At 64.8% G+C, this 21,892-nt stretch carries 19 protein-coding genes; 9 read left to right on the forward strand and 10 right to left on the reverse strand.

Annotated features, from left to right (window positions below; genetic code table 11):
* The first annotated feature begins 295 nt into the window (after positions 1–295).
* The 3 genes from NTZ43_08490 (at position 296) to NTZ43_08500 (ending at position 3,770) form a co-directional block, all read left to right on the forward strand.
* Positions 296–637, forward strand: coding sequence for a c-type cytochrome (locus tag NTZ43_08490; protein MCX5767242.1), 342 nt, complete (start codon positions 296–298; stop codon positions 635–637).
* A 55-nt stretch (positions 638–692) separates the two neighbouring features.
* A complete protein-coding gene (locus NTZ43_08495) occupies positions 693–2,180 on the forward strand; it encodes an SDR family oxidoreductase (GenBank protein ID MCX5767243.1) in 1,488 nt (495 codons plus the stop codon).
* A gap of 147 nt (positions 2,181–2,327) precedes the next feature.
* Entirely contained in the window at positions 2,328–3,770 is a 1,443-nt protein-coding gene (locus NTZ43_08500) for an aminotransferase class V-fold PLP-dependent enzyme (protein ID MCX5767244.1), read from the forward strand.
* Between the two features lie 66 nt (positions 3,771–3,836).
* Here NTZ43_08500 and NTZ43_08505 read toward each other — a convergent pair whose 3' ends face one another.
* Together NTZ43_08505 and NTZ43_08510 are read right to left on the reverse strand one after the other, a co-directional pair.
* Positions 3,837–4,991, reverse strand: a complete 1,155-nt coding sequence (locus NTZ43_08505) for a hypothetical protein (GenBank protein MCX5767245.1) — start codon at positions 4,989–4,991, stop codon at positions 3,837–3,839.
* 135 nt (positions 4,992–5,126) lie between these two features.
* Positions 5,127–7,457 (reverse strand): discoidin domain-containing protein, encoded by a 2,331-nt coding sequence (locus tag NTZ43_08510; GenBank protein ID MCX5767246.1) that lies wholly within the window; start codon positions 7,455–7,457, stop codon positions 5,127–5,129.
* Positions 7,458–7,599: 142 nt separating this feature from the next.
* Here NTZ43_08510 and NTZ43_08515 point away from each other — a divergent pair, with 142 nt between their 5' ends.
* The 3 genes from NTZ43_08515 to NTZ43_08525 all read left to right on the forward strand — a co-directional run bounded on the left by NTZ43_08515 (position 7,600) and on the right by NTZ43_08525 (position 9,314).
* The gene (locus tag NTZ43_08515; protein MCX5767247.1) at positions 7,600–8,541 is read left to right on the forward strand and encodes an alpha/beta hydrolase; all 942 of its coding nucleotides are present in this window, start codon (positions 7,600–7,602) and stop codon (positions 8,539–8,541) included.
* Positions 8,542–8,631: 90 nt separating this feature from the next.
* Positions 8,632–9,057, forward strand: coding sequence for a hypothetical protein (locus NTZ43_08520; GenBank protein MCX5767248.1), 426 nt, complete (start codon positions 8,632–8,634; stop codon positions 9,055–9,057).
* Between the two features lie 62 nt (positions 9,058–9,119).
* Complete coding sequence (locus NTZ43_08525) at positions 9,120–9,314, forward strand: hypothetical protein (GenBank protein MCX5767249.1); 195 nt, start codon at positions 9,120–9,122, stop codon at positions 9,312–9,314.
* An 85-nt stretch (positions 9,315–9,399) separates the two neighbouring features.
* Here NTZ43_08525 and NTZ43_08530 read toward each other — a convergent pair whose 3' ends face one another.
* From NTZ43_08530 to NTZ43_08540, 3 genes are read right to left on the reverse strand one after another with little or no spacing between them, the layout of a single operon-like run.
* Positions 9,400–10,917: an ATP-binding protein gene (locus NTZ43_08530; GenBank protein MCX5767250.1), complete on the reverse strand. Its 1,518-nt coding sequence runs from the start codon at positions 10,915–10,917 to the stop codon at positions 9,400–9,402.
* The gene (locus tag NTZ43_08535) at positions 10,917–11,735 is read right to left on the reverse strand and encodes a response regulator transcription factor (protein MCX5767251.1); all 819 of its coding nucleotides are present in this window, start codon (positions 11,733–11,735) and stop codon (positions 10,917–10,919) included. The genes NTZ43_08530 and NTZ43_08535 overlap by 1 nt, the downstream gene beginning before the upstream one ends.
* Positions 11,736–11,768: 33 nt before the next feature.
* Complete coding sequence (locus NTZ43_08540; GenBank protein ID MCX5767252.1) at positions 11,769–12,011, reverse strand: helix-turn-helix transcriptional regulator; 243 nt, start codon at positions 12,009–12,011, stop codon at positions 11,769–11,771.
* Positions 12,012–12,095: 84 nt separating this feature from the next.
* Between NTZ43_08540 and NTZ43_08545 the strand changes: the two genes are divergently transcribed.
* Positions 12,096–12,356, forward strand: coding sequence for a hypothetical protein (locus tag NTZ43_08545; protein MCX5767253.1), 261 nt, complete (start codon positions 12,096–12,098; stop codon positions 12,354–12,356).
* A 65-nt stretch (positions 12,357–12,421) separates the two neighbouring features.
* Positions 12,422–13,636 carry a DUF4143 domain-containing protein gene (locus NTZ43_08550; protein MCX5767254.1) on the forward strand — a complete coding sequence of 405 codons (1,215 nt, stop codon included), beginning with the start codon at positions 12,422–12,424 and terminating at the stop codon, positions 13,634–13,636.
* A 51-nt stretch (positions 13,637–13,687) separates the two neighbouring features.
* On the opposite strand, the gene NTZ43_08555 is transcribed toward NTZ43_08550, so the two are convergent.
* The 5 genes from NTZ43_08555 to gspG form a co-directional block, all read right to left on the reverse strand.
* Entirely contained in the window at positions 13,688–14,818 is a 1,131-nt protein-coding gene (locus NTZ43_08555) for a ketoacyl-ACP synthase III (protein MCX5767255.1), read from the reverse strand.
* Between the two features lie 47 nt (positions 14,819–14,865).
* The gene (locus NTZ43_08560; protein ID MCX5767256.1) at positions 14,866–15,654 is read right to left on the reverse strand and encodes a tryptophan-rich sensory protein; all 789 of its coding nucleotides are present in this window, start codon (positions 15,652–15,654) and stop codon (positions 14,866–14,868) included.
* Entirely contained in the window at positions 15,654–18,344 is a 2,691-nt protein-coding gene (locus NTZ43_08565; GenBank protein ID MCX5767257.1) for a response regulator, read from the reverse strand. The genes NTZ43_08560 and NTZ43_08565 overlap by 1 nt, the downstream gene beginning before the upstream one ends.
* Positions 18,345–18,386: 42 nt before the next feature.
* Complete coding sequence (locus NTZ43_08570; GenBank protein ID MCX5767258.1) at positions 18,387–20,717, reverse strand: DUF5916 domain-containing protein; 2,331 nt, start codon at positions 20,715–20,717, stop codon at positions 18,387–18,389.
* Positions 20,718–20,858: 141 nt separating this feature from the next.
* Positions 20,859–21,272, reverse strand: coding sequence for a type II secretion system major pseudopilin GspG (gene gspG / locus NTZ43_08575; GenBank protein MCX5767259.1), 414 nt, complete (start codon positions 21,270–21,272; stop codon positions 20,859–20,861).
* A 306-nt stretch (positions 21,273–21,578) separates the two neighbouring features.
* On the opposite strand from gspG, the gene NTZ43_08580 reads away from it, so the two are divergent.
* A complete protein-coding gene (locus NTZ43_08580; protein ID MCX5767260.1) occupies positions 21,579–21,890 on the forward strand; it encodes a Rieske (2Fe-2S) protein in 312 nt (103 codons plus the stop codon).
* The last annotated feature ends 2 nt before the right edge of the window (positions 21,891–21,892 follow it).

A 21,892-nucleotide genomic window follows, 5' to 3' on the forward strand; every position in this document is an offset into this window, starting at 1 on the left:
GGAGACTCCGTCATGCCGGGGGCTGGTCGTGCGACGGCACGCTCGGAAAGATGGCCTCAGAACGGTTCCAACGCCAAGAGGACGTGGCCAGTTCCCGTTGTTTATCGCTTGGGCGTGGCGTCCGCGATGATTGGCCGCCCGCGGGCGCCCAACGGCGGCGGTTCGGCGTGGCGCAACGTGGGGGGGACCCAGCGCACGGATGCGGCCGATACTCTAAATTGCAGGTTACACCATCCCGCACGGCTCTGTGGCGCGGGAACTCCCGACAGACCTAACTTTGTCCTTGTCACGGTTCATGACGCGTATCGTACTGCTTGTTGCCATTTTGAGTTTCTCCGCTATTCGCACCCCTGCGCTCGCTCAACAGTTCATGGACGGCAAACCGATCTACGAAGAGAACTGCCGCGAGTGCCACGGCCCACGCGGCGTGCCGCCCCAAACGATGCTGGTGAAGTACGAACGCATTGCGACGTTCAACGCGCTGTTCATCAAAAAGCGCTCGGTTGACTCGCTCGTGAAGATTCTCACGAAGGGAAAAGGGAAAGACATGAAGTCCTTCAAGGACAAGATGTCGAAGGACGAGATGACCGCCGTGGCCGCATACGTGCGCGAGTTGGCGGAGAAGTCGAAGTCATAGCTGGCGGGGACTTTCATTCAGGGAAGGAGCACCCTTCGCGGTGGCCGATCTCCCGATGCACGTTTCATCCGCAGTGGACCGCGCTCCGGCGTTGCGGGCGCGATCGACACATGTGTTGGTCACCGGCGCCACGGGCTACATCGGCGGCCGATTGGTGCCGCGCCTGCTCGCCAAAGGCTACGCCGTGCGCTGCGTGGCGCGCGACCCGAGCCGCCTCGAGGGACGGTCGTGGTCCGGCGTCGAGATCGTCGCAGGAGACCTCAGCGACGCGGAGGCCACGCGGCACGCACTCGCCGGAATCGACACCGCCTACTACCTCGTCCACTCGATGGCGGCGGGGGAAGCGTTCCGCGAACGCGATCAGGCGATGGCGCTGGCGTTTGGGCAGGCGGCCGCCGCGGCCGGTGTGCGCCGCATCATCTACCTCGGTGGACTGGGTGATCCCAAAGAGGTGCACAGCAAACACCTGATCTCGCGTCAGGAAGTGGGCCGAAGCCTTGCCGCCGCTGGCGTGCCGGTCACGGAATTCCGCGCGGCGGTCATTGTAGGATCGGGGAGTGCGAGCTTTGAGATCATTCGCCATCTCATTGAGCGGCTCCCCCTGATGATTGCGCCCATCTGGGTGCGCACGCGCTGCCAACCGATTGGGGTGCGCTCGGTGATCGAGTACCTCATGGAAGCGCTCGATCATCCCACCGCCAACGGAATTTATGAAATCGGGGGCGAGGATATTCTCACCTACCGCGAAATGATGATGCGGTACGCGCGCATTCGTGGATTGCGTCGCTTCATCGTGTCGTTCCCGGTGCCACGTCCAGAGTTCAGCGGGCGATGGGTGGATGTGTTCACGCCCATTCCCTTCAGCATTGCGCAACCGCTCGTCGAAAGCTTGCAGACGGAGGTGGTGGTGCGTGACAATCGCGCGCGCACCACCTTCCACGTGCGTCCCACGGGCTACGATGATGCCGTTCGCCTGGCCCTCACGCGACTCGCGCAAGACAGCGTCGAAACCACCTGGGCGTCGAGCTTGTCGAGTATGTCGCGCGATTTCGACGAGGCAGACGTGCTCGGCTCCCACGAGGGCATGCTGCTCGATCGGCACCGCCGTCGCGTGAAGGCGTCGCCGGAGCGCGTGTTCGAGGCGATTTGTAGCTTGGGCGGTGAGGAAGGATGGCCGGCGGGCAACGCGCTCTGGCAGTTGCGCGGCCTCATGGACCGTGTGGTGGGTGGGGTGGGGATGCGGCGTGGGCGTCGGCATCCTCGCGAACTGCGCGTGGGCGATCCGCTCGATTTTTGGCGCGTCGAGGCCCTCGATGTTCCACATCTCCTGCGGCTCCGCGCCGAGATGAAGTTGCCGGGGCGCGCCTGGTTGCAGTTTGAGGTGGTGGCCGACCGCGCAGGGTCGTGGGTGGAGCAAACGGCTTTCTTTGATCCCGATGGAATCCTCGGATACCTCTACTGGTACTCAGTACTACCCTTCCATCGGTTCGTCTTTCCGGGGCTCATCGGCTCGCTCAAACAACAGGCGGAGTCCGAAGACTAGGCGTGGTGCAGGGTGCGCGGTTGCTTGCGGTTCCGCCGCGTTGGCTCAATGTGGTATCACCTCAAGCGGATGACGCGTTGCCCGCGTCATGACTCGTGGACATACTTCGGTCTGAGTTGCGCTGCTGCCCACCGAACCCTGTCCATTATGACCGCCGAGTCTCCGTTCCCCGCGTCCGACGACGCCTCGCTCGAATACTCCCGTGCGCAAATGCTTGCCATGGGGCAGGCGGTGCTGGAACGCTCAGTGGATCACGTGGCAGCGATCGGCAGTCAGCCGAGTCGCGGCAATGTGGACGCCGCTGAGTTGTGCCGCTCGCTTCGAGAGCCGATCCCCGAAGCTGGCACGGAACTCGAGCCGCTGCTCGCGCTCCTCTTTGATGACCTCATTCCGCGATCCTTCACAACTCCCTCACCCGGCTACCTCGGCTACATCCCGGGGGGCGGTGTGTACCCTGCCGCGCTCGCGGACTTTATTGCCGACACCACCAATCGGTACACCGGCGTATGGCAGGCCGCGCCCGCACTCGTGCAGCTCGAAAGCAATGTGCTGGAGTGGATGTGCGAATGGATGGGTTTTCCTGCCGGCGCCAGCGGACTGCTCACCACCGGCGGATCAGGGGCGACGTTCAATGCGGTGCTCTGCGCACGGGAGCGCCTCCTCGGTCCGGACATTCGGCGCGGCACCATCTATACCTCGAGCCAAGCGCATCTCTGCATTGTGAAGGCGGCGAAGCTCGCGGGCATTCACGCCGATCGCGTGCGCTTGATTCCAGTGGACAGTCATTTCCGTATGCGAATGGACGCGCTCAAGGCCGCGATTGCCGAAGATCGCGCCGCGGGGTTCGTGCCCTTTCTCGTCGGCTCGTCCGCGGGAACGACCAACACCGGTGCGGTTGACGCGCTCGATGAGATTGCCGACCTCTGTGCCGCGGAGAAACTCTGGCATCACGTAGACGGGGCGTACGGCGCGTTCTTTCACGCCTGCCCGGAACTGCGACCGCTGCTCCGCGGGCTCTCGCGTGCCGATTCGCTGACGCTCGATCCGCACAAGGGCATGTTTTTGCCCTACGGCACCGGTGCGCTGCTCGTCCGCGACGCCAGCGCATTGCGCGATGTCCATGCGGCCACGGCCGGCTATCTCCCCGAAAGTCCGGAGGAGTTCTACGATCCGCATCAGTACGGGCCTGAACTCTCTCGCGGATTTCCCGGGCTTCGCGTCTGGATGGCGGTGAAGATGTACGGGGCGGCTCGCTACCGGGCGGCCATCGCCGAAAAACGAGCACTCGCCGTGTGGGCGGCAGAGCGCGTGGCGCGCATTCCGGGCATTGTGATGGATGCGGAGCCGCAGCTCTCGCTCTTTGCGTTCCACCTCGAAGGGCCCACGCTCGCGACGCAAGCCGCACGCAATGCGGCGACCGCCGCACTCGTTGAACAGGTCACTCGGCGCGGCAAGGTGCTCCTCTCGGGCTGCACCCTGGACGGGCGCTATCTCGCACGCGTCTGCGTGCTGAGTTTTCGGACGCGCATGGAGCAGATGGAAACTTGTGTGACGCAACTCGCCGAGGAAGCCGCGAAGCTGCTCGCGTAAAGACGCCTGCGTAAACATCGTGCGCGCCGCGAGTCAGCGGCGCGCACGATTCGTTTAACGGGCGGTTCAGAAGGTGAAGGTCAACGACAGACTCATCCAACTGCCGCTCACGCCGCTCGCGATGCTCGTGGTTCGCGAACCGCCGGGGCCCAGCGGCCGGCCAGGGCGACGGACGCCCGCGACGCCGAGCGAGACGTCCGAACTTCCCGCGACTGTCCCAATCTCCGGCACCAACTCGATGCCTTTGGCAATGGGAATCGACCCATTGAGCGCGACGCTCGTGGCCCAACTCGACGATGATGCGGACGCGAGCGCCCGTTGCGCCGAGGAACTGGCGCCGGAATAGCTGGCCGATGCGCCAACGCTCCCCTCACCAATCGGAACGGTGAGCGCGCCCGTAAACCAATACATCGGCCCCACAGGGACGAGGCGGTTCGGTTGATCGGTGCGGCTCGCGCTGATGGGGATGTACAGGTTGGCAGACCAGCGGGTGTCCCAGTCTTCGCCCCCGGCGACGGCGGGGTTATCGAGCGGCGCGTGCAGGTTGAACTGTGCGGTGAAATCCCCGCCGCCCGGGTACAAGTTCCTGCCGCCGAGTGAATCGGCCGTGCTGGTGGAGTAATCCACCACGCCACTCCAGTCGCCCTTCGCTGTTTTGCCTGTGAGCGTGGCGCCGCCGAGCATGGTGGTGCCGCGCCAGTAGGCTCTGGTCAATGCCGATGGCCGTGGTTCGATTTCGATGCCGCCGCGCAGGTTGAGGACTACGTCGCCCATCGGGAACGTCAACGTTCCGTGCGCGCCGGTCATGGCCTGTGTGCCAAAGTTGATCGATTGCATATCCAAGAGCGTGCCACCAGATACGCCAATGGCAACCAGCTGCGCCGAGTCGAGGTTCGCCGGCTGGCTCCCCGTGCGCCCGAGCAGCGTGAGCGTGTCGCCGTTGTGCACCATCATGTCGAGTGTGAGCGACGTCGGCACCATGCCACTGATGGTGCGCGAGGGAGTGCTATAGTTGACCGAACTCCCGTCGACAGCAAAGTGGAAGCGTCCGGTGCGCAGGTCATAGGAAAAGTTTCCCGTACCTTCCTTGACCGCCGAATCGCCTATCGTGTAGCGCGCACTCGAGAAACCGAGGCTGATCCACTGCTCGGTCTTTGCCGTAGCGGTGTCGGAGGGCGTCGTTGAGGTGCGAGCCGGAGCTTTTGGCGCCGACTGCGCCACCAGTGGTGCACGTGGCGCGAGGGGCGCGAGGAGCGCACCGACGCAGAAGGCCAGCAGGGCGAAGTGACGCAGGAGAATCTCCGGAAAATGGACGTTCGAGAGAATACTGCGAGGTGGGTAGAAGTACCAGCCGTGCTAGGGCGATCGTGTTTCGCGCAGCACGGTGAGCGAATAGGGTGGCACGACGATCGTCTCCCCCGCGCGCCGGGTGCTCGTGCGAGGCGGCAGGCTTTTCGACGGACGTCCCTTGGTGCCGTCGGCATGCCAGGCGTATTCGGCGTCCGAGTATGAGAGCACGGTTCGTGGCCCGGTCGCTCGACCGCCAAACGCGGCGCCAAAATCAAGTGTCACGCGAAAGGCGCGGTCCGGATCCTTGTTCACGAGCATGGTCGACCACGTCCCATCCGGGCGGTGCACAACGTAGGCGGAAAGGAGTTCGTTGTCGTCGCTGTCGTGAACGTCGCTCTCCGCGGCGAACATCGTATGGTCGCCTCCGCTCGGCGTTACCCATTCGCGCATCATCAACTGCGCGCCGTAATAGGTAGCCACGCGTGCGCGTATGCGACGCTGGTCGTCAGTGAGGAAGAGCATGTTGTTGCCCCACTGAGTACAGCGCGCGCTCTTGTCGAGTGACGTGGGCTCCCATCCATACAGGTAGGCTTCGCGTCCGCCGAGGCTGAGAAAGCGGCCGACGATGTCGGCATTGAGCAGGGCGCCCGCCAGTTCCACCTGCGACTGCCCCGCGAATGCGGAGTAGCCGTATTCGGCGATGATGCGCGGAATGCTGGCTGGGAGTCCGTCGTGTTCAATGCGCTGGAGCCGATCGGTGATCCGTTCGGACGCGGCGGTGAGTTGCGGTGCGGAGGTACCGCAGATGTCGTCGTACGGATACCACTCAAACGAAAAAAAGGTGAAATCGCCCGGGCGTCCGCGCTCGGCGAGCGACGCAAGAAAGCGCGGAATCCACGTTTCGCTCGCGCTGTCGCCAGCGCTGTCGGCTGGCCACGCGAACATCACGCGGCTTTCGAGCCCTTGAAAGCCCGGTCCGCCGAGTGGTGCGGTGGGCCAGTGGGCGCGAATGGCGCGTGCGACCTGTGCGTAGAGGGTGGCGTAGTCCTCGGGGGTCACGAACTGCCCGTCGGGCTCCTCGCCCATTTCGATGCGGCCAATCGGGTAGCCGCGTCGGCGCAGGAAACGAATTTCTGCGGCCGCGTCCTCGGGTGTGCCGTAGAGCACGGGCACAGGGATCATTGCCGGACGTCCGAACGTGAGTGTGCTACGGAAGACGCGATCGAAGCCAGGCTGCTCGAGTTCGATGTCGATGTCCGTGGCGCGATGCCAGGGATCGGTGCTCGAGGCGTACGTGGTGGATTGGCGGTGCGAGTCTGCGCCGTGGCGCACCGCATCGCGGAGCGTGTTGCCCTCGAGGGTGCCGATTTCGATTTCGCGAATCGCGTAGCCGGAGGAGTCGCGCGCGTCGGTGGTTGGTTGGTGTGCGCCGGATGTCAGCGGCTCGGTGTTCGGCGCAGCGGATGGTGCGGGACCGTACGCGCTCGCGGTGAGTACGAGGCGCACGAAGCGCGTGCTCACCGGCGCGTCGGAGAGTCGGCGCAGTGCCGTGCCGCCGCGGCCCGAGCGCTCGTTGCCGTTGGCAAAGGTGACCCAACGCCCAGGGGGATGTTCGTCCACGTCGTGCACATTTTCGCCGCGCCAGTACTGCACGCGAAACGCGGAGGCGTGCGGCGCGCCCCAGTGAATACGCATCGCATCCACAGGAAGCGGACGCCCCAAGTCCACGATCACCCATTGTGGGAGCAGGGAGTCCGCCGTACCCGTAAAGCGATGGTCGAGGTAGGGATTGCTCTTCCAAAAGGAGACGGTGTCGCCGTCATCGAGACGCGAGAAACCGGCGTTGTCGATTTCGTCGGTGGTGCCGCGTCGAGGCAGCCGATAGCCGTGCGTGAGGAGAATCGGCGCGGTGGACGAATCGTCAGACAGCCAGTAGCCGCGCTGGTGAGCCGCATCGCTCCAGCGTCCGCGTGGATTCCAATGCCAGCTCTGTACGCCAAGCTCGGTGCGCAGGCGCACGGTGGCCATGGCGACGCCGACGGTTTTCATGGCGGCGATGTTCGCGTTTGTGAAGACGAGCGGCACGACGCCCTTGCCGTGGCCGTCGAGGCCGCCGCCGAAGGTGGAGCGCGGGTCAAAGCGATTGACGGCGGGGCGATTGGTGTGCACGGTGACGAGGGCGTCGGTGATCGGCGCGCTCGCGCGGCGTTGTTCACTCGCGCGGGTTCTGGCCCGCAGGTTGGCCGTCGGTGTGCGGGGGGCTGAGGAGGTTTGCGCGCTCCCGGCATGCGGTGCGGCCGCGAGCGCCACGCCGCAGAGCGTGAGCAGCGCAACGAATAGCGTCGTTCGATATACGCCGCCGCGCACGGCTTGCGTCGTTTGGTGCTCTCGCCTCATGGACTCAATAATACCCGGAAGTGGCCGAGGTCGCCTGCGGCGAGTAGGATTCCATCTTGGTGGCGGGCGCGGTGAAAACGCGGTGTCCCGTCGGCCTCGGGTCCGGGCCCTCAATGTTTCTTCCTGGTGTGAGGCTTTTGCGATGCGTCGTCTGCTGAATACGGTCATCAAAGTTCTCGTGGTGCTCGTGGCCGCCGATATTGCGTACGCCACGTGGCGTATTCCAGAGCGGACAACAATCGACGCATCGGCACGCGCCGGCGCACCAGGAAAGTTCGCGACGCTCTCCGCGGGCGTCACGCACTACGAGCTCAGTGGGCCCGATACGGGGCGCCTGGTGGTGCTCGTGCATGGATTCTCGGTGCCGTACTACATCTGGGACTCGACGGTGGTCGCGCTCACCGGGGCAGGGTATCGCGTATTGCGCTACGACTTGTACGGGCGTGGGTATTCGGATCGTCCGGATGTAGCGTACTCGGGCGCACTGTTCGACCAACAGCTCGACGGCTTGCTCGACTCGCTCCATGTGACAACGCCAGTGGATCTCGTGGGCCTCTCATTTGGCGGCTTTGTGACGGCGCACTACGCGGCGGGGCACGCCGCGCGGCTACGCACGCTCACCTTTGTGGATCCTGTCGCAGGATCTCCCGCACCTCCCGGCATTTTTCGATGGCCGGTGCTTGGGCTGTGGCTCTGGAACGTGACGCAGTTGCCAGGCAAAGCCGAGAGTCAGACGAGCGACTTCTTGCACCCCGAGCATTATCCCGACTGGGCGGACAAGTATCGCCCGCAAATGCGCTATAACGGGTTTGGGCGCGCGCTCCTCTCGAGTGCCACCGAGGCGTCGCGCGTGCCGATGGAGACGATCTACGGCGCGGTGGCCAAGACCGGTGTGCCGACCATGCTCATCTGGGGAAAGCAAGACCAGACGGTGCCGTTCACCCTCTCGGACGTGGTGCGGCGGGCGATTCCCGCCATCGAGTTTGTACCTGTGGACTCGGCGGGGCACCTCCCGCATATCGAACAGTCGCAGGTGGTGCACACGCGGTTGCTCGCCTTTCTCGGGGCGCACGCCGCCAAGTAACGGTCGGCGTGCGGTGTAGGAACGAGCAACGGCCGGCTCGGAGCCGCGCTCACGCTTGCGCTCCATCACAGGCGCACGTACGATCAAGTGATGACACGTGCGCTCTGCGGTGCCTTGGCGATGCTCTGCTGCGCGGTTCCTGCCGTGGCGCAGGCTACTAAACCGACCGCGTCGGTCATCTTCACGACCAAGGATCTCGCTCCGATGGCTGTCACCGGCGGCCGAGCGACGGCGTCTGATGCGGCCGCGGTGACGAAGGCGCAGCGCACACTGATGGCGATGCGCGAATACTGCCAGATGGTGGAGCGCGACGACGTGCTGTATGTGGTGTTCGACAGCGCCAAGCCGCTCGCGGTGGCGCAAATGCCAAAGTCCGGGATGGAATGGATGGACTTCGCAGCGCGGGTCCATGCGACGGACTCCACCTTCCACCAGCGTAGCCGTGCGGTGTCGGTCCTGCGAGACGGCAAGGTGATGGCGGAGGTGTCGGCGGCCGGAGTTGTGGTCCGTAAGTAGGGCGGTTCCGCCCGCGAGGGCGCGCGCTTCTGTATATTGATTGACCTACGAGGAGCGTGTTTGTGGTGAAACCGAATTTCGGCTTCCAGAAGCGCCAGAAGGAACAGGCGAGAGAACGGAAGAAAAACGAGAAGGCGCAACGGAAGCTCGAGCGGGGCGACCAGCCGCTGGAGCTCGAAGCATATGGACTGCTGCCGGCCACGCCGGCGGAGCCAGAGGCGGGTGGGGAGCAGGCTGAGGAGACACCCGAGGCGTAGGGTGGGTCGGGCGTAAGCGTTGCGCCTGACGGCTATCCGGTAACCCGTGCGCGGCTCGCGAGCGAGCCGTCGGTGATGGTCAACGTCATCCGGTGCGGGTCGGCAAGCTCAATTGAAAGATGGTGCATCCCGGGGCGGACTCACTCAGCGTGAGTCGGCCCCCGTGCATTTCCGCGATGCGCCGTGCGATCGCGAGGCCCAGTCCTGCGCCGCTGGCGGTGCTCGCGGCAATCGCCGCCAGCCGATCGGAGCCATCGGTGCTCAGCGTGAGGTCGGCAGCCTCTGCGCTTTCGTCGCGCGAGCGCGCCGCATCCACGCGATAGAACCGCTCGAAGACGCGCGCCTGCGCCTCCTCCGGAATGCCGATGCCGGCGTCGCGAACGGTGACGTCGTAGTGGTCACCGGTGTGCGCCAACGCCACCGACACCGTACCACCTTCGGGCGAATACTTGATGGCATTGTCGAGCAAGTTGAGCAGGAGGCGACCCAGGAGATCGGCGTCACCAGTGAAGGGCGCGTCGGCGGTGGCGGTGAGCTCGAGTTGCACGCCTCGGCGTTGTGCCACGGCCCGTACGGCGCGCGTAGTGTCGAGCACGAGCTCGTCGAGGTAGAGCGGCGCGTGCTGCATGACGAGGTGGCCGGCGTCGGCACGCGCGAGCAGGAACAGGTCGTCAACGATGCGCGTGAGTCGACGCGTCGCGTTTCGCATGACCGTCAGCGAGGCGCGGTATTCCTCTTCTGTGCGATGGTCGCGTGCCAGTGTGACGTCGGCCTCGGTGCGCAAAATGGCGGTTGGGGTGCGCAGTTCGTGCGAGGCATCGGCCACAAATCGCCGTTGCTGCTCGAACGAATGTTCGAGTCGGTCGAGCAGGTCGTTGATCACGCGCGCGAGGCCGACGAGTTCGTCGCCGCCGCCCACGGGCAAGCGTTGCGTCAGGTTTGTGGCGCTGATCTCGGCGGCGTGCGCGGCCATGGAGGCCACCGGGGCGAGACTGCGTTTGGCGAGGACCGAGGCGCCGGCCGCCGCACTGGCCACGAGCAAGGGAATGGCAATGAGGAAGGTCCGCCGAATGCGCGCGAGCATGTCGTCGGAGTCGCGCAGCGAATAGGCGCCGGCAATGCGATACGATTCGGCTCCCACCGTCAGCGGACGCGCGAGCACGCGATAGTGGTCCCGTTCATTGGGAAAGGTGAACGCGAGCGGCGCACTGAGATCACGGCCGCGCAGTGCGGCCAGGACTTCGCGACCCACTTCCGGTGAGGGAGTGGTGGTCGGCTGCCGGTCGTTGTCCGCCAGCGCTGTCATGGCGATCACCGCGCCGGTGGCGTCGAGCACGACGATGTGCAGATCGCGAAAGCGCACTTCATCGATGGTGGCGCGAATGGCCGCTGGCGTGCCGGCTGTGGCCCGACGTTCGGCGGCCACCTCACGCGACAGTGCGGAGAGGGCGTCGCCAATAAAGTGGTCGGTGCGTGCCTGCAACGTCACGCCGAAGGTGAAGTAGCCCGCGAAGGCAAAGCCAACGAGCGGTAAGGCGAGGAGCAGGGAGTACCAGAGCGTGAGGCGGGCACGGAGCGACGACGGCCACGGACGCACGCGCATCACTCCGGGCGGCGCTTGCCGCGCTTGGCTTGCGCCGCGCGCGCGGCGCGCGCGGCGCGTGGCGCACTCGGCTTTTTGGGCGCCGTGGCGACCGGGCTCTTGGTGCGGGCGGCGGAGGGGCTCTTGGCGGTCTTGGTTGTGACCGTCGCTTCGAGCAGAAAGCCGCTCCCGCGCACCGTCGAGAAGAACGCGACCGCTTCGCCGTCGTCGATTTTATGACGGAGTCGGCTCGCGTACACGTCGAGGATGTTGGAGAAGGTGGCGCGCGTGTCGCCCCAGACGTGCGAGAGCAACTCCGCGCGCGAGACCACACGCCCGGCGTTGCGCGCCATGTACACCACAAAGGCGAACTCGGTGGCCGTGAGAGGAATCTCCCGGGCGCCGCGCCGCGACGTGTGGCGAAGCGTGTCGATGACGAGATCGCCCACCACGAGCCGAGGTGGCGGATCGTCGCCGCGGCGGCGTGTGAGGGCGCGGAGGCGCGCGAGGAGTTCGCCGAAGTCGAAGGGCTTGGTGAGGTAGTCGTCCGCGCCGGCGTCGAGGCCCGCAATGCGCTGGTCCACGCCGTCGAGCGCGGTGAGCATGAGAATCGGGAGCTGATTGCCGCGCTCACGCAGCGTGCGGCAGACCTCAATGCCGTCCTTGCCTGGGAGCAGGACGTCGAGAATGAGCGCGTCATAGCTGCCGTCAGATGCGAGGGCGAGGGCGAGCGCCTGCGTGCCGGTGGCTGCTTGATCGACCACATAGGCGGCCTCGCGCAGCCCCCGGGTGATGGAGGCCCGCAGTTGGCGGTCGTCTTCGGCGAAGAGGAGGCGCATCAGACCAAGTTACGCGAGGCGGTCGGGTAGGGGCTAGCGGGACGCCTTTTTGGCGCGCCGAGGGCGTGGTGTCGGCTGATACGACAGGAGGTCGCCGGGCTGTACGTCGAGCACGCGGCAGATGCGGGCCAGGGTGTCGGCGGTGAAGCGCCCAAACTGGAGCTCGGGGTCGGCCAGGCGGTACGCGGTGGGGACGGTCAGCCCGGTTTCCCGGGAGAGACGGTACGGGGTCCAACCCTTCCGTTTGAGGAGGGCGGCCAAGTGAAAACGAATCACGACACACGCTCAGGTGAGAGGGTCGCGAATAATAATGAGTATGAGCAAACTTGAAAATAGTAAGACGAAGCGTTATTATTCGGCATGAGACGAGTCCCCGAAAAGATCAACAAGGCGTGGATCGAAACGCTGGCCGACGCCGAGGTCCTCGAGGTGGAGGCTTGGCTCTACGACAAGTTCGAGACGCTCGACCGCAAGCAGAAAAAGCTCCGCGGCCGCGACTACAACTTGTTGCAAGGCCCCACCACGCTGATTGACGCGTGGGACCGTTGGAGCCGCATGGTCGCGGTCACCAAAAGCCGGTCGCTGGTGGTGCGCCGGCGCGTCGCGATCGCCGAGGCGTAACCCGCTCGGCGGGGCCAACGGCCGCACCGCTCATCCTTTGGCGGCGAGCGGCCGAAACTCCCCAGATGCTACCTCTCCTGTACACGGCCGGCGACCTGCCGCCCGTGGCGACCACGGCTGAACCTGTCCGCCGGCTGTTTACGGCGCCCGCAGGAAGCTTCTGGTTGCTTGGCCCTCGCGGCACAGGAAAGTTGACGCTCGCGCTCCAGCTCTGCCCCAGCGCGGTGCTCGTGGATCTGCTCGATCCCACCGTGGAACGCCGACTGCTCTCGCGTCCCGAGACCTTCGCCTCGCTCATTGGCGACCGCGGCGACGTGGTCATCTGTGAGATTGGCCGCGTCCCCGACTTAGTCGACACCGTGCCCCGACTCGCGGCGCGCCATCGGGATCGACGCTTTGTCCTCACGTCGTCCAACGCTCGTCCGCTGCGGCGAGAACGCGGTAACGTGTTCTCGCGCCGCCTCCCGCGCGCGCGGTTGCATCCGTACGTGGCCGGAGAGCTGGGCGCGCGCTTTCAACTGTCGGAAGCCATGCGCATGGGGCTCATGCCGATGGTCGTGGAAGCGCTGCGCCCCGGACTCGAACGCGCCGACTATATCGAGCGATTCGTGAAAGAAGAGGTGAAGCGCGAACAGCTCGTGCAGCACTACGACCACTTCGTGCGCTTTCTCGACGGCGCCGCGCACGCACAGGCCACGCAACTCCGGCCGGCGCAGCTCGCGAGGAACTGCGAAATCCCAAAGAAATCGGTGCAGCAGTTCCTGACGGTGCTCGAGGATTTGTTTGTGGTGGAGCGACTCGATCCGTTTGTGCACCGGGCGCGGCGGGCGCTCTTTACCGACCCCAAGCTCTTTTTCTTTGATGCGGGGATTCAGCGTTCCTTGCTTCCCCGTTTTGCCCAAGAGGCGTTTGACGACGTGGACGCCGCGGCGCTCGAGGGCGTGGTGTTTCAACATCTCACGGCGTGGGCCTCGTGGGCGCCGTCGGCCCATCGCACGCTCGGGTTTTGGCGCACGCGCTCGGGTGCCGAGGTGGACTTCGTGGTGCACAGCCACGATGAGTTCCTAGGGATAGACGTGAAGAATGTCACACGCCTCTCCGACGACGACTTACGCGGCGCGCTCGCCTTTCACAAAGACTATCCGCACGCCAAGCCGGTAGTGCTGTATCGCGGCACCGAACGCATTGAAGAACGCGGGGTGTTGTGCACGCCCGTGCAGGAGTTTCTGCAACGGCTGCACCCGTCGCGGCCGCTCGGCGTGGCGGCGCGCACGGGGTGAGAGGTGGTTCACGCGGCGCGCAGGCGTCTCGCGTGAACCACGGTCGCCAGCTTAGGCGCCGAGTCGCTGCTCAGCGAACACCGGGGCCATCAATCCAGCCTTCGAACGACCGTGCGGATCTTGATGGCTCCGAATGTCATTCACCATCTCAAGCGCGGTGCGCGTGCACGGCGGCAGTTCAATGTCACTGCTGCCCAGCGGCGTGATGCGCGAGCCCCATTTGACGAGTAGCGCATTGTACGTGAGCCCCCCGCCGAACGCGGGCATCAGCATATAACTGCCCGGCTTCACTCGTCCCTCTGACAGCGCCTCGCAGAGTGCGACCGGCACCGTCGCGGCACTCATGTTGCCGTACTTCTGCACCGTGACCACGACCTTCTCCATCGGAATGCCGGCGTGTTTTGCCACGGACTCGATGATGCGCAGGTTGGCTTGGTGCGGAATGACGAGGCTCACGTCTTCCGGCGACACGCCGCACTGCTGCAACACCTTCACCGAAGACTCGGCCATGGCTTTGACCGCGCGCTTGAAGATGATGGAGCCGTCAAAATCCCACAGCGTGTCGCCAAAGGAAATGTCGAGCCCGGCATAGCCGCATCCGAAGCCGCGTACGCGCAATGATTGCCGCGCCTCAGCGTCGCATCCCAAGACGCTGCCGAGCACCCCTTCTTCGTTATCGGTGGACTGCAGCACGACCGCGGCGGCGCCGTCGCCGAAGAGCACCGCGACATTGCGGTTGCTCCAATCCATGTAGCGACTGATGAGCTCCACGCCAATCACCACGGCGTTGCGCACCACGCCCGTTTTGATCATGGCGGTCGCTGTCGTGAGGCCGTAACAGAACGACGTGCACGCCGTGTTTAGATCGATCGCCGCCGCATGCTTGGCGCCCAATGCCACCTGCACGCCGGACGCGCTGTTGGGCACAAGTTCTTCGTTGCTCACGCCGCCGTAGATGATAAGATCCACGTCTTTTGGATCGAGTCCGGCGCAGGCGAGGGCACGAGTGGCCGCCACGGTGGAGAGTTCCACGGCGGTGACATGCGACACACGGCGTTGCTGCATGCCAGTGCGCGAGGTAATCCACTCGTCCGATGTCTCGAGGAAGGTGGAGAGGTCGTCGTTGGTCAGAATGGCCGGCGGCATGCAAGCGCCCCAGCCAGTGATGGCGGCGTATGTCATAGGGTTAGATAATACGGCATCGGTCAAGCCGCCGCACTAGGCGGGGCTCAGGCCCGTGCCGTGCGTCGGCGAGCGCCATAGAGCGCGAGCAGCACGGCCACTCCTGCCGCCACCCACGCCGCGCTAATCACGAGGCCGGCGTCGGGGAGTCCGTGCGAGCCCGATTGCCGTCGTGCAATGCCGATGAACGCCCAGGTGAGGACGAGCGGAAAGGCGACCTCGCCGTGCTCGTGGGCCATGGCGGCGCCAATCGCGCACGCGGTGCCAAGCAGCAACACGGTCCAATGTTGGGGGGCGAGCCCCCACGCGTTCCAATCGATGTAGTAAAGCACGTCGGCCGCGTTCGCGATGGTCGCAACGGAAATCCAGCCGAGGTACAAACCAAACGGAATGTCCACGCACCACCGCTCGGCGCGCGTGACGGTGACGTGCCCCACGCCGAGTCGGCGGTAGCAAATGATGAGCGTGGTGAGGAGCGCGACCATCACGGCCAGGCTCAACACAAACTGATTGTAGTGCCAACAAAAGAGCCACGCGGCGTTGAGCACATTACTGAGCGCAAACCAATAACCGAGACGTACGATGCGCGGTGACTGGCGCTGCGTGCCAAGCATTTGGAAGGCGGCGAATGCAAGCCAGCCGATGTAGATCACACCCCAAATCGAAAATACGTAACCGGCCGGCACAAAATAAATCTGAAAGCGATCCGAGATCTGGCCGGTGTTTTGGCCATTAAACGGAATGATGTTGGCGAGGGCGTTGACCGTGATCGCGGCGAGGACCGACGCGGTCGTGATCCAGGGACGCCACGCGTCCGGGAATCGGGAGTCGCGCATTAGGAGCGGGGCGGTTCGAGGGTGGCGAGGACGCGAGTCAGGGACTCACGACTAATTGGCTTGGTAATGTAATCGTTCATCCCCGCGTCGAGGCAGCGTTCCCGGTCGCCGTCCATCGCGTTGGCGGTCATGGCAACGATCGGGCGCGTGGCATCGGCCCCGCCGCGCTGGCGAATGCGGCGCGTGGCCTCGAGGCCGTCGAGGCGCGGCATCTGCATGTCCATGAAGATGAGGTCGAATTCGCGCTTGGCGGATTGCTCCACGGCGTCGATGCCATCGCCTGCGACTTCGACGTCGCAGCCCAGCAACTCCAGCATCTTTCCCGCCACCATCTGATTGATGGGGTTGTCTTCGACGAGCAGAATCTGAAAGCGCGCGGTGGTGTCGAGTGCGTCAGCATCGTCAATGACGAGCGAGGGGTGCGCGCTCAGAATGGGCGAGCCGGTAGCCTCCACGAGCGAGTGGCGCGTGATGAGTGGCGCGCCATCGGATCGATCGTGCGGGAGGGCAAGTGAAATCTCCAGCGTGCCCTTGAGCGTGTCGGGGCGGAGCGGCTTGGTGAGGTAGGCGTCGAAGCCGGAGCGTTGGAACCGCTCGGCATCGCCGCGTGTCGGCGCCGAGGTGGCAATGACGAGCGGCATGCGGCCGAGGTCGCGGTCTTCGCGCACGGCGCGGCCGAGCGTTTCGCCGTCCAAAAACGGCATGCGGTTGTCGATGACGGCAATGCGAAATGGATCGCCGGCCAATGACGCGGCGCGCAAGAGGGCGAGCGCCGCGTTGCCGTCGGCGGCCGATTCGACGCGCATGCCCCACGCGCGCATCCACTCGCGCATCACCTGCACATTGAGTTCCACGTCGTCCACGACCAACGCGCGCACGCCGGGGAGCGCCGCACCCTGCGGCGGCATCGGCGGTGGGTTGAGGTCCTCCGGAAGCGGCAGAGAGAACCAGAAGGTCGAACCAATCCCTTCGCTGCTGCGCACGCCGATCGCTCCACCCATCAACTCCACGAGGCGTCGGCTAATAGAGAGTCCGAGTCCCGTTCCGCCAAAGCGGCGCGTGGTGCTCGCGTCCGCCTGCACAAAGGGCTCAAAGAGCGTCCCGATGGTGTCGTCCGAAATGCCGATGCCGGAGTCCATCACTTCAAAGCGCAGCTGCGTTGGGCTCGTGCCGACGATCAACTCGACGCCCACGATGATCTGGCCCGCGTCGGTAAACTTCACCGCGTTCCCCAGCAGCTTGAGGAGCACTTGCCGAATGCGTCCGGGGTCGCCGATCACGCGGCGCGGTGCGTCGGGCGCCAAGCGCAGCACAATCTTGAGCCCTTTTTCCGTGGCGCGCGGCACGAGCAACTCAGCGACGTCGGCAACCGCCGCGTGCACATCGAATGGGATGGGCTCAATCGTGAGTTTGCCCGCTTCGACTTTGGAGAAGTCGAGAATGTCGTTGATGACGGCGAGCAGCAACTGCGCGGAGCGTCGCGTGGCATCGGCATACTCCGCTTGTTCGGCCGTGAGGTCCGTGCCACTGAGCAAGCTGGTCATGCCGAGGATGCCATTCATGGGCGTGCGAATCTCGTGCGACATCATTGCCAAGAAGTCGCTCTTGGCGCGCACGGCTGCCTCCGCTTGTTCCTTGGCGGCCACAAGGCCGAGTTCGTGCGTTTTGCGGTGAGTGATGTCGGTGAGCACCGCGACGGTGTGTTCGAACTCGCCGCTGTCGTCAAAGACGGGGTTGGTCTGTAACTGGAACCAGCGCGGGGTGCCATCGGGATGGGCGAAGGCGATTTCTTGATCGAAGGCTTCGCGACGTTCCGTGGCATGACGCCATGAGAGGGCCACCGGCTCCGTGCCGCCGATTTCCGGCAGCAGAGCGGGGGTGGAGCGTCCGAGCGCCGCGTCGCCTTCGATGCCCGTCATGACGGTGAGCGCGGGGTTGACCCAGTCAATCCGTTCGTCGGCATCGGAGAGAAAGACGCCGCTGGTCGTGCGCTGCGCCACGAGGGCGAGGCGCCGCATCTGCTCGTTGTCGCGGTCATTGCACATCAGCACAAAGCCGAAGGTGAGCACAATGACAATGACGTAGAATGTGAGAAACGACGCGTCCTGAATGGCGCCGGGCTCAAAGATGGCGGCGTTCGCCGTGGTGGTCGTGACGCCGGCGACTGCTGCGTAGTACACGGCGCGCACGCCGAGGACGGTTCCGCACGCCAGAAAGGCACGTCCCGTAAAGCGGTGGCTTGCGGGGCTCGTGCGCGCGCCGCCGCTCAAGAGCACGTAGCTCGACTGCAGCATGGCGGCCGCCGTGCAGACAGCGATCGCGCTGGTGCGCGCGGAGACGTTGTCGGACGACATCGTCCAGTACACGGTGGCGGCCATGTCGAGCGCGGCAGGCAGATAGATCCAGGCGAGCGGCGCTGGTCGTTCGGTGAATTCGCGGAGCGCGTGGTGGTACATCGTCATTGAGATGACGAGGAGCGTCTGCGCGAGAACGACCGACGCGATGTCCGGCACGACGCCCCGCATGCCGAGCAGAATCCACCCGACGGCCTGCGCGAGCGTCGCCCACGCCCAGCGATGCATGCCGTTCATGTGCCGCGAATACGCACGCGACACGCCGAAGAGGGCGATGCTCATCAACAACGCGCCCATAGCGTTGAAGAAGACGACGGTGCGCGGATCGAGGTTCACGGGGGAGGGCGGGGAGGCGGAGACGGCGACTACGGTATCGCGCTACAACGTAGTATGCAGTGCGTAACTGAATTTGACGAACCAGCCGTCGGCGGAGCGCCGCAGATGCTGAAAGGCGAGCGGGTCGCTTTCGGTGAGCGTGTTCCCGTATCCACCGAAGACCACCGTGCCTGGGGCGGGACGATACGAGAGCAGGAAATCTGCCCGAAGGTTGTTGGTGCGTCGGGCCGTCGACGGTTGGTAGCTCCCATCGCTGCTCTTGAGGAGGAGCGTGCGCCCGGTGATCGGGTCGGCGAGTGGTTCGCGGACCGTCGCCTCATACTGCGCAATCAGACGGACAAGGAGGGACCGGGAGAGTTGATATTCGGTCTTCAGGCGTGGGATGCGCGTCGTGGCAGACCGCGACCCGTCGCGTTTGCGTGTGAAGCTGGAGCTGACGTACGTCGCGGTGAGGCGGAGGCGGTCGTCGGGGCGAAGGTCGAGCGTGGCGGTGTAGTCGCGTCGCGTGACGTCGCCCGCTTCCAAGAAATCGATGTCAGCGCCCGTGGTGGTGCCGAGTGTGCCGGCGAAGCGCGAGAACTGTGGGGTGGAGAGGGTGGCGTTCACCAGTGTGGCCTGCTGGCGACCCAACGGCACGTAGGCGCGTTGCACGCCAGCGGTGTTCGACGTGCGATAGCCCGCGTATGCCGCGGAATCGAAGGCATACGTTGCCACCGTTGGTGTAAAACCCACCGTCCAGCCGCCGCGGAGCGTGAACGAACTGTTGGCGTTGGCTAAGTCTTCGAGCACCGTGCGTCCGTGCAAGAAATCATCGTATTTCCACGTCCCGCTCAGCTGCCCGTACAGATTGTAGCGCTCGAGCCAGCTGCCACTCGCGCCGAAGGCGGTAAAGCGATTCATGGCGGACACCTTGGTGATGCCGGTGCGACTCACGAATCCGTTGTCGGTCTGAAAATCGGGATGGATGCCGAGCACGGCATAGTGAAAGCCGAAGCTCCGCCCGGTGCGATCGATCACGGCTTCCCACATCGGGCCGGAGCGCGAGGTGCCGGCGTTGTTCGTGCTGCTGGTAACCGCCTGTAGCTGCGCATAATACAGGCGGCCGAATACGTGACGCATGTCGGCACCCATAATACGGTTGGTGCGGCCGCCGCCGACCCGTTCGCTGTAGAGTAATCCCGCCGTGGACTGCGCCGCGAAGCCCTGCTGAATGCGCACGATGTCGACCATGGGTCGTTCACCGTTCGATGCCGAAGAGCTTTGATCGAGGGCGGAGAGCACGGCCACGTCCGTGCGTCCAATTTTGCCGGTGAGCTTCACCGCCGCATCTGGCCGCACGATGCGGCGCGTGTAGACCAAGGTGTTCGGCACGTTGAACTGCTCGCTGCCTTCCACAAAGAACGGTCGCTTTTCGGCGTAGAAGAGCGCGAAGCGTTCGTCCGTTGCGATCTGCGCGGCGTCGGACTCGACCTGCGAAAAATCAGGCTTGATGGTGCCGTTGAGCACGAAGTTGCTTCCGACGCCCCACCGCACGTTGCCGCCGAGTTGCGGTTTGGAGCTGTAGCCCCAGCCTTGACCGTAGGTGCCACTCGCGGCGCCAGCGATGCTGTTGGTGAGCTCAGGAATGAACTCGATTTCCTGGCCGTGCTGCATGCCGGTCAGGCCGGTGAGTTCGCCAGCCTGAGACACGAAGCTCGCGCTCCCCCGCAGCGCGGGGGTCCACGTTTCTTCGTAGCCGGAGTGCTGCACGTGTCGGTTAATCTGCATGCCCCATTTCTGGGTACCGACCACGGGATAGCGGAGGCTGCTGAAGGGGATGCGCACTTCGACTTCGTAGCCCCAGTCGGTGATGTGCCCCTTGGATTCCCAGCGGAAGTCGGCGCTGAGATCATTCATTCCGGGCATCACGTTGGAGCCGGGAATAAATCCGCCCCCTTCGTTCTTGGTGCCGTCGGCCTGTACGCCCAGCGGGTTCACAATAAATACGAACGCGCGACGCCCTTCGTGAAAGGTGTCGAGGTGCAGTTCAATGTTGTCGTCGTTCGACACGCGATCGCGGTCGGCGAGGGTCGCGCGCACCGCACCGTGTGTTTCGAAGGCCCGGATGCCGAAGTGAATGGCGGTCGGCGAATACCAGACGAGCACTTCGGTGGAGTCTGGGGCGGGACGCCCGTCTACCGGCTGGTAGAGCGAGAAGCCGGTCAGGAGTGCCGCTGATCGCCAGACGGGCTCGTCGAGATGGCCGTCGATGGTGACGGTGGCGTCGGAGGCCGTGGGGCGGGCGCTGGTCTGGCCGTTGCGCGCGTGGTAGACGGGGCCGGCGGGTGGGGATGCGGCGGCCAGCTGGAATGCGATGAGAACGGGAAGAAGCATAGCCAGAGAATATACCAACCGCGGTGCCCTGCCGACGAATTATTCAGGTGGCGTGATTTGGTCCTTTGGCCTCAGGGCGTCGCGACGGTCGGTCACGCATGCTGCCATTGGCTCACTGGTCGGATTGAGAGCCCTCGCCGACTACTTCCAGCTTACCACGTCTGCCGCGTCGCCGTCGCCGCCGGGCTTGCCGTCGGCGCCGAGTGAAAGCAGGTCGTAGCCGGTGCGACTCTGGACCCCCGGCGACAGGTACTGATAGGGGTGCTCCCAGGGGTCATTGGGGACCGGCTTCCGCAGGTACGGGCCGCGCCAACTGGCTGATGCGTCCGCCGGTTTGTCCCAGAGGGCGCCGAGTCCCTGTGCGGTGGTGGGATAGCCGCCGATGTCGAGGCGGTAGGCATCCAACGCCGCCCCAAGCATTTCAATTTGACTCTTCGCCGTGACCGCCTTGGCCGTGCCCACATGCTGGAACACGTTGGGCGCCACGAGGGTAGCGAGAATGGCAATCACCACTACGACAACGATAATCTCAATCAGCGTAAACGCGCGGCGCAGCCCCCCGAGCCGCCGAGTGTGGCGCTCAGGTCGTAATCCGCAGCGGAGTATTGGGGACGCTTTCACAGAATGAAGCTTGCGTGCGTATAAGGGTTGGCGCCAGTAGGCGGCTCATGGTTCTGCGTGCGACGCCGATACTGCGTGGTTAGGCATATCATACAACGGGGGCACGTGGAACAGGACCGGGAATGTGCGGGCTGCGCGATCGGCCGACGCCAGTTTATTACGCAGGGAACCCTACTCGCGGCGGCGGTAGCGTTGGCGGCGTGCGGCGTGGCGGGGAGCGATTTCGGAACCGCGCCCAAGTTGAGCAGTCCAACGGTCATTAAGTTGAGCGACTTTCCATCGTTGGCGTCGGTCGGCGGGGTTGCGGTGCTCACGCTCGCCAACTCGCCCTTCGCGATTGTGCGCACCTCGTCCGCGACCTTCGTAACGCTCTCGCGCATCTGTCCGCACCAGGGCAGCGTGGTGACGCCGGTGTCAGGCGGCTTTACCTGCCCCAACCACGGCGCGCAGTTCAATACGTCTGGACAGTGGGTCGGTGGGCAACCGACCTCGGGGCTCCACTCGTATACGACCGTCTACGACGCGATGGCGGGCACGCTCACTGTTTCGTAAGT

The organism is Gemmatimonadota bacterium (genome assembly GCA_026387915.1).
In the GTDB taxonomy this organism is placed as follows: Bacteria; Gemmatimonadota; Gemmatimonadetes; order Gemmatimonadales; family Gemmatimonadaceae; genus Fen-1231.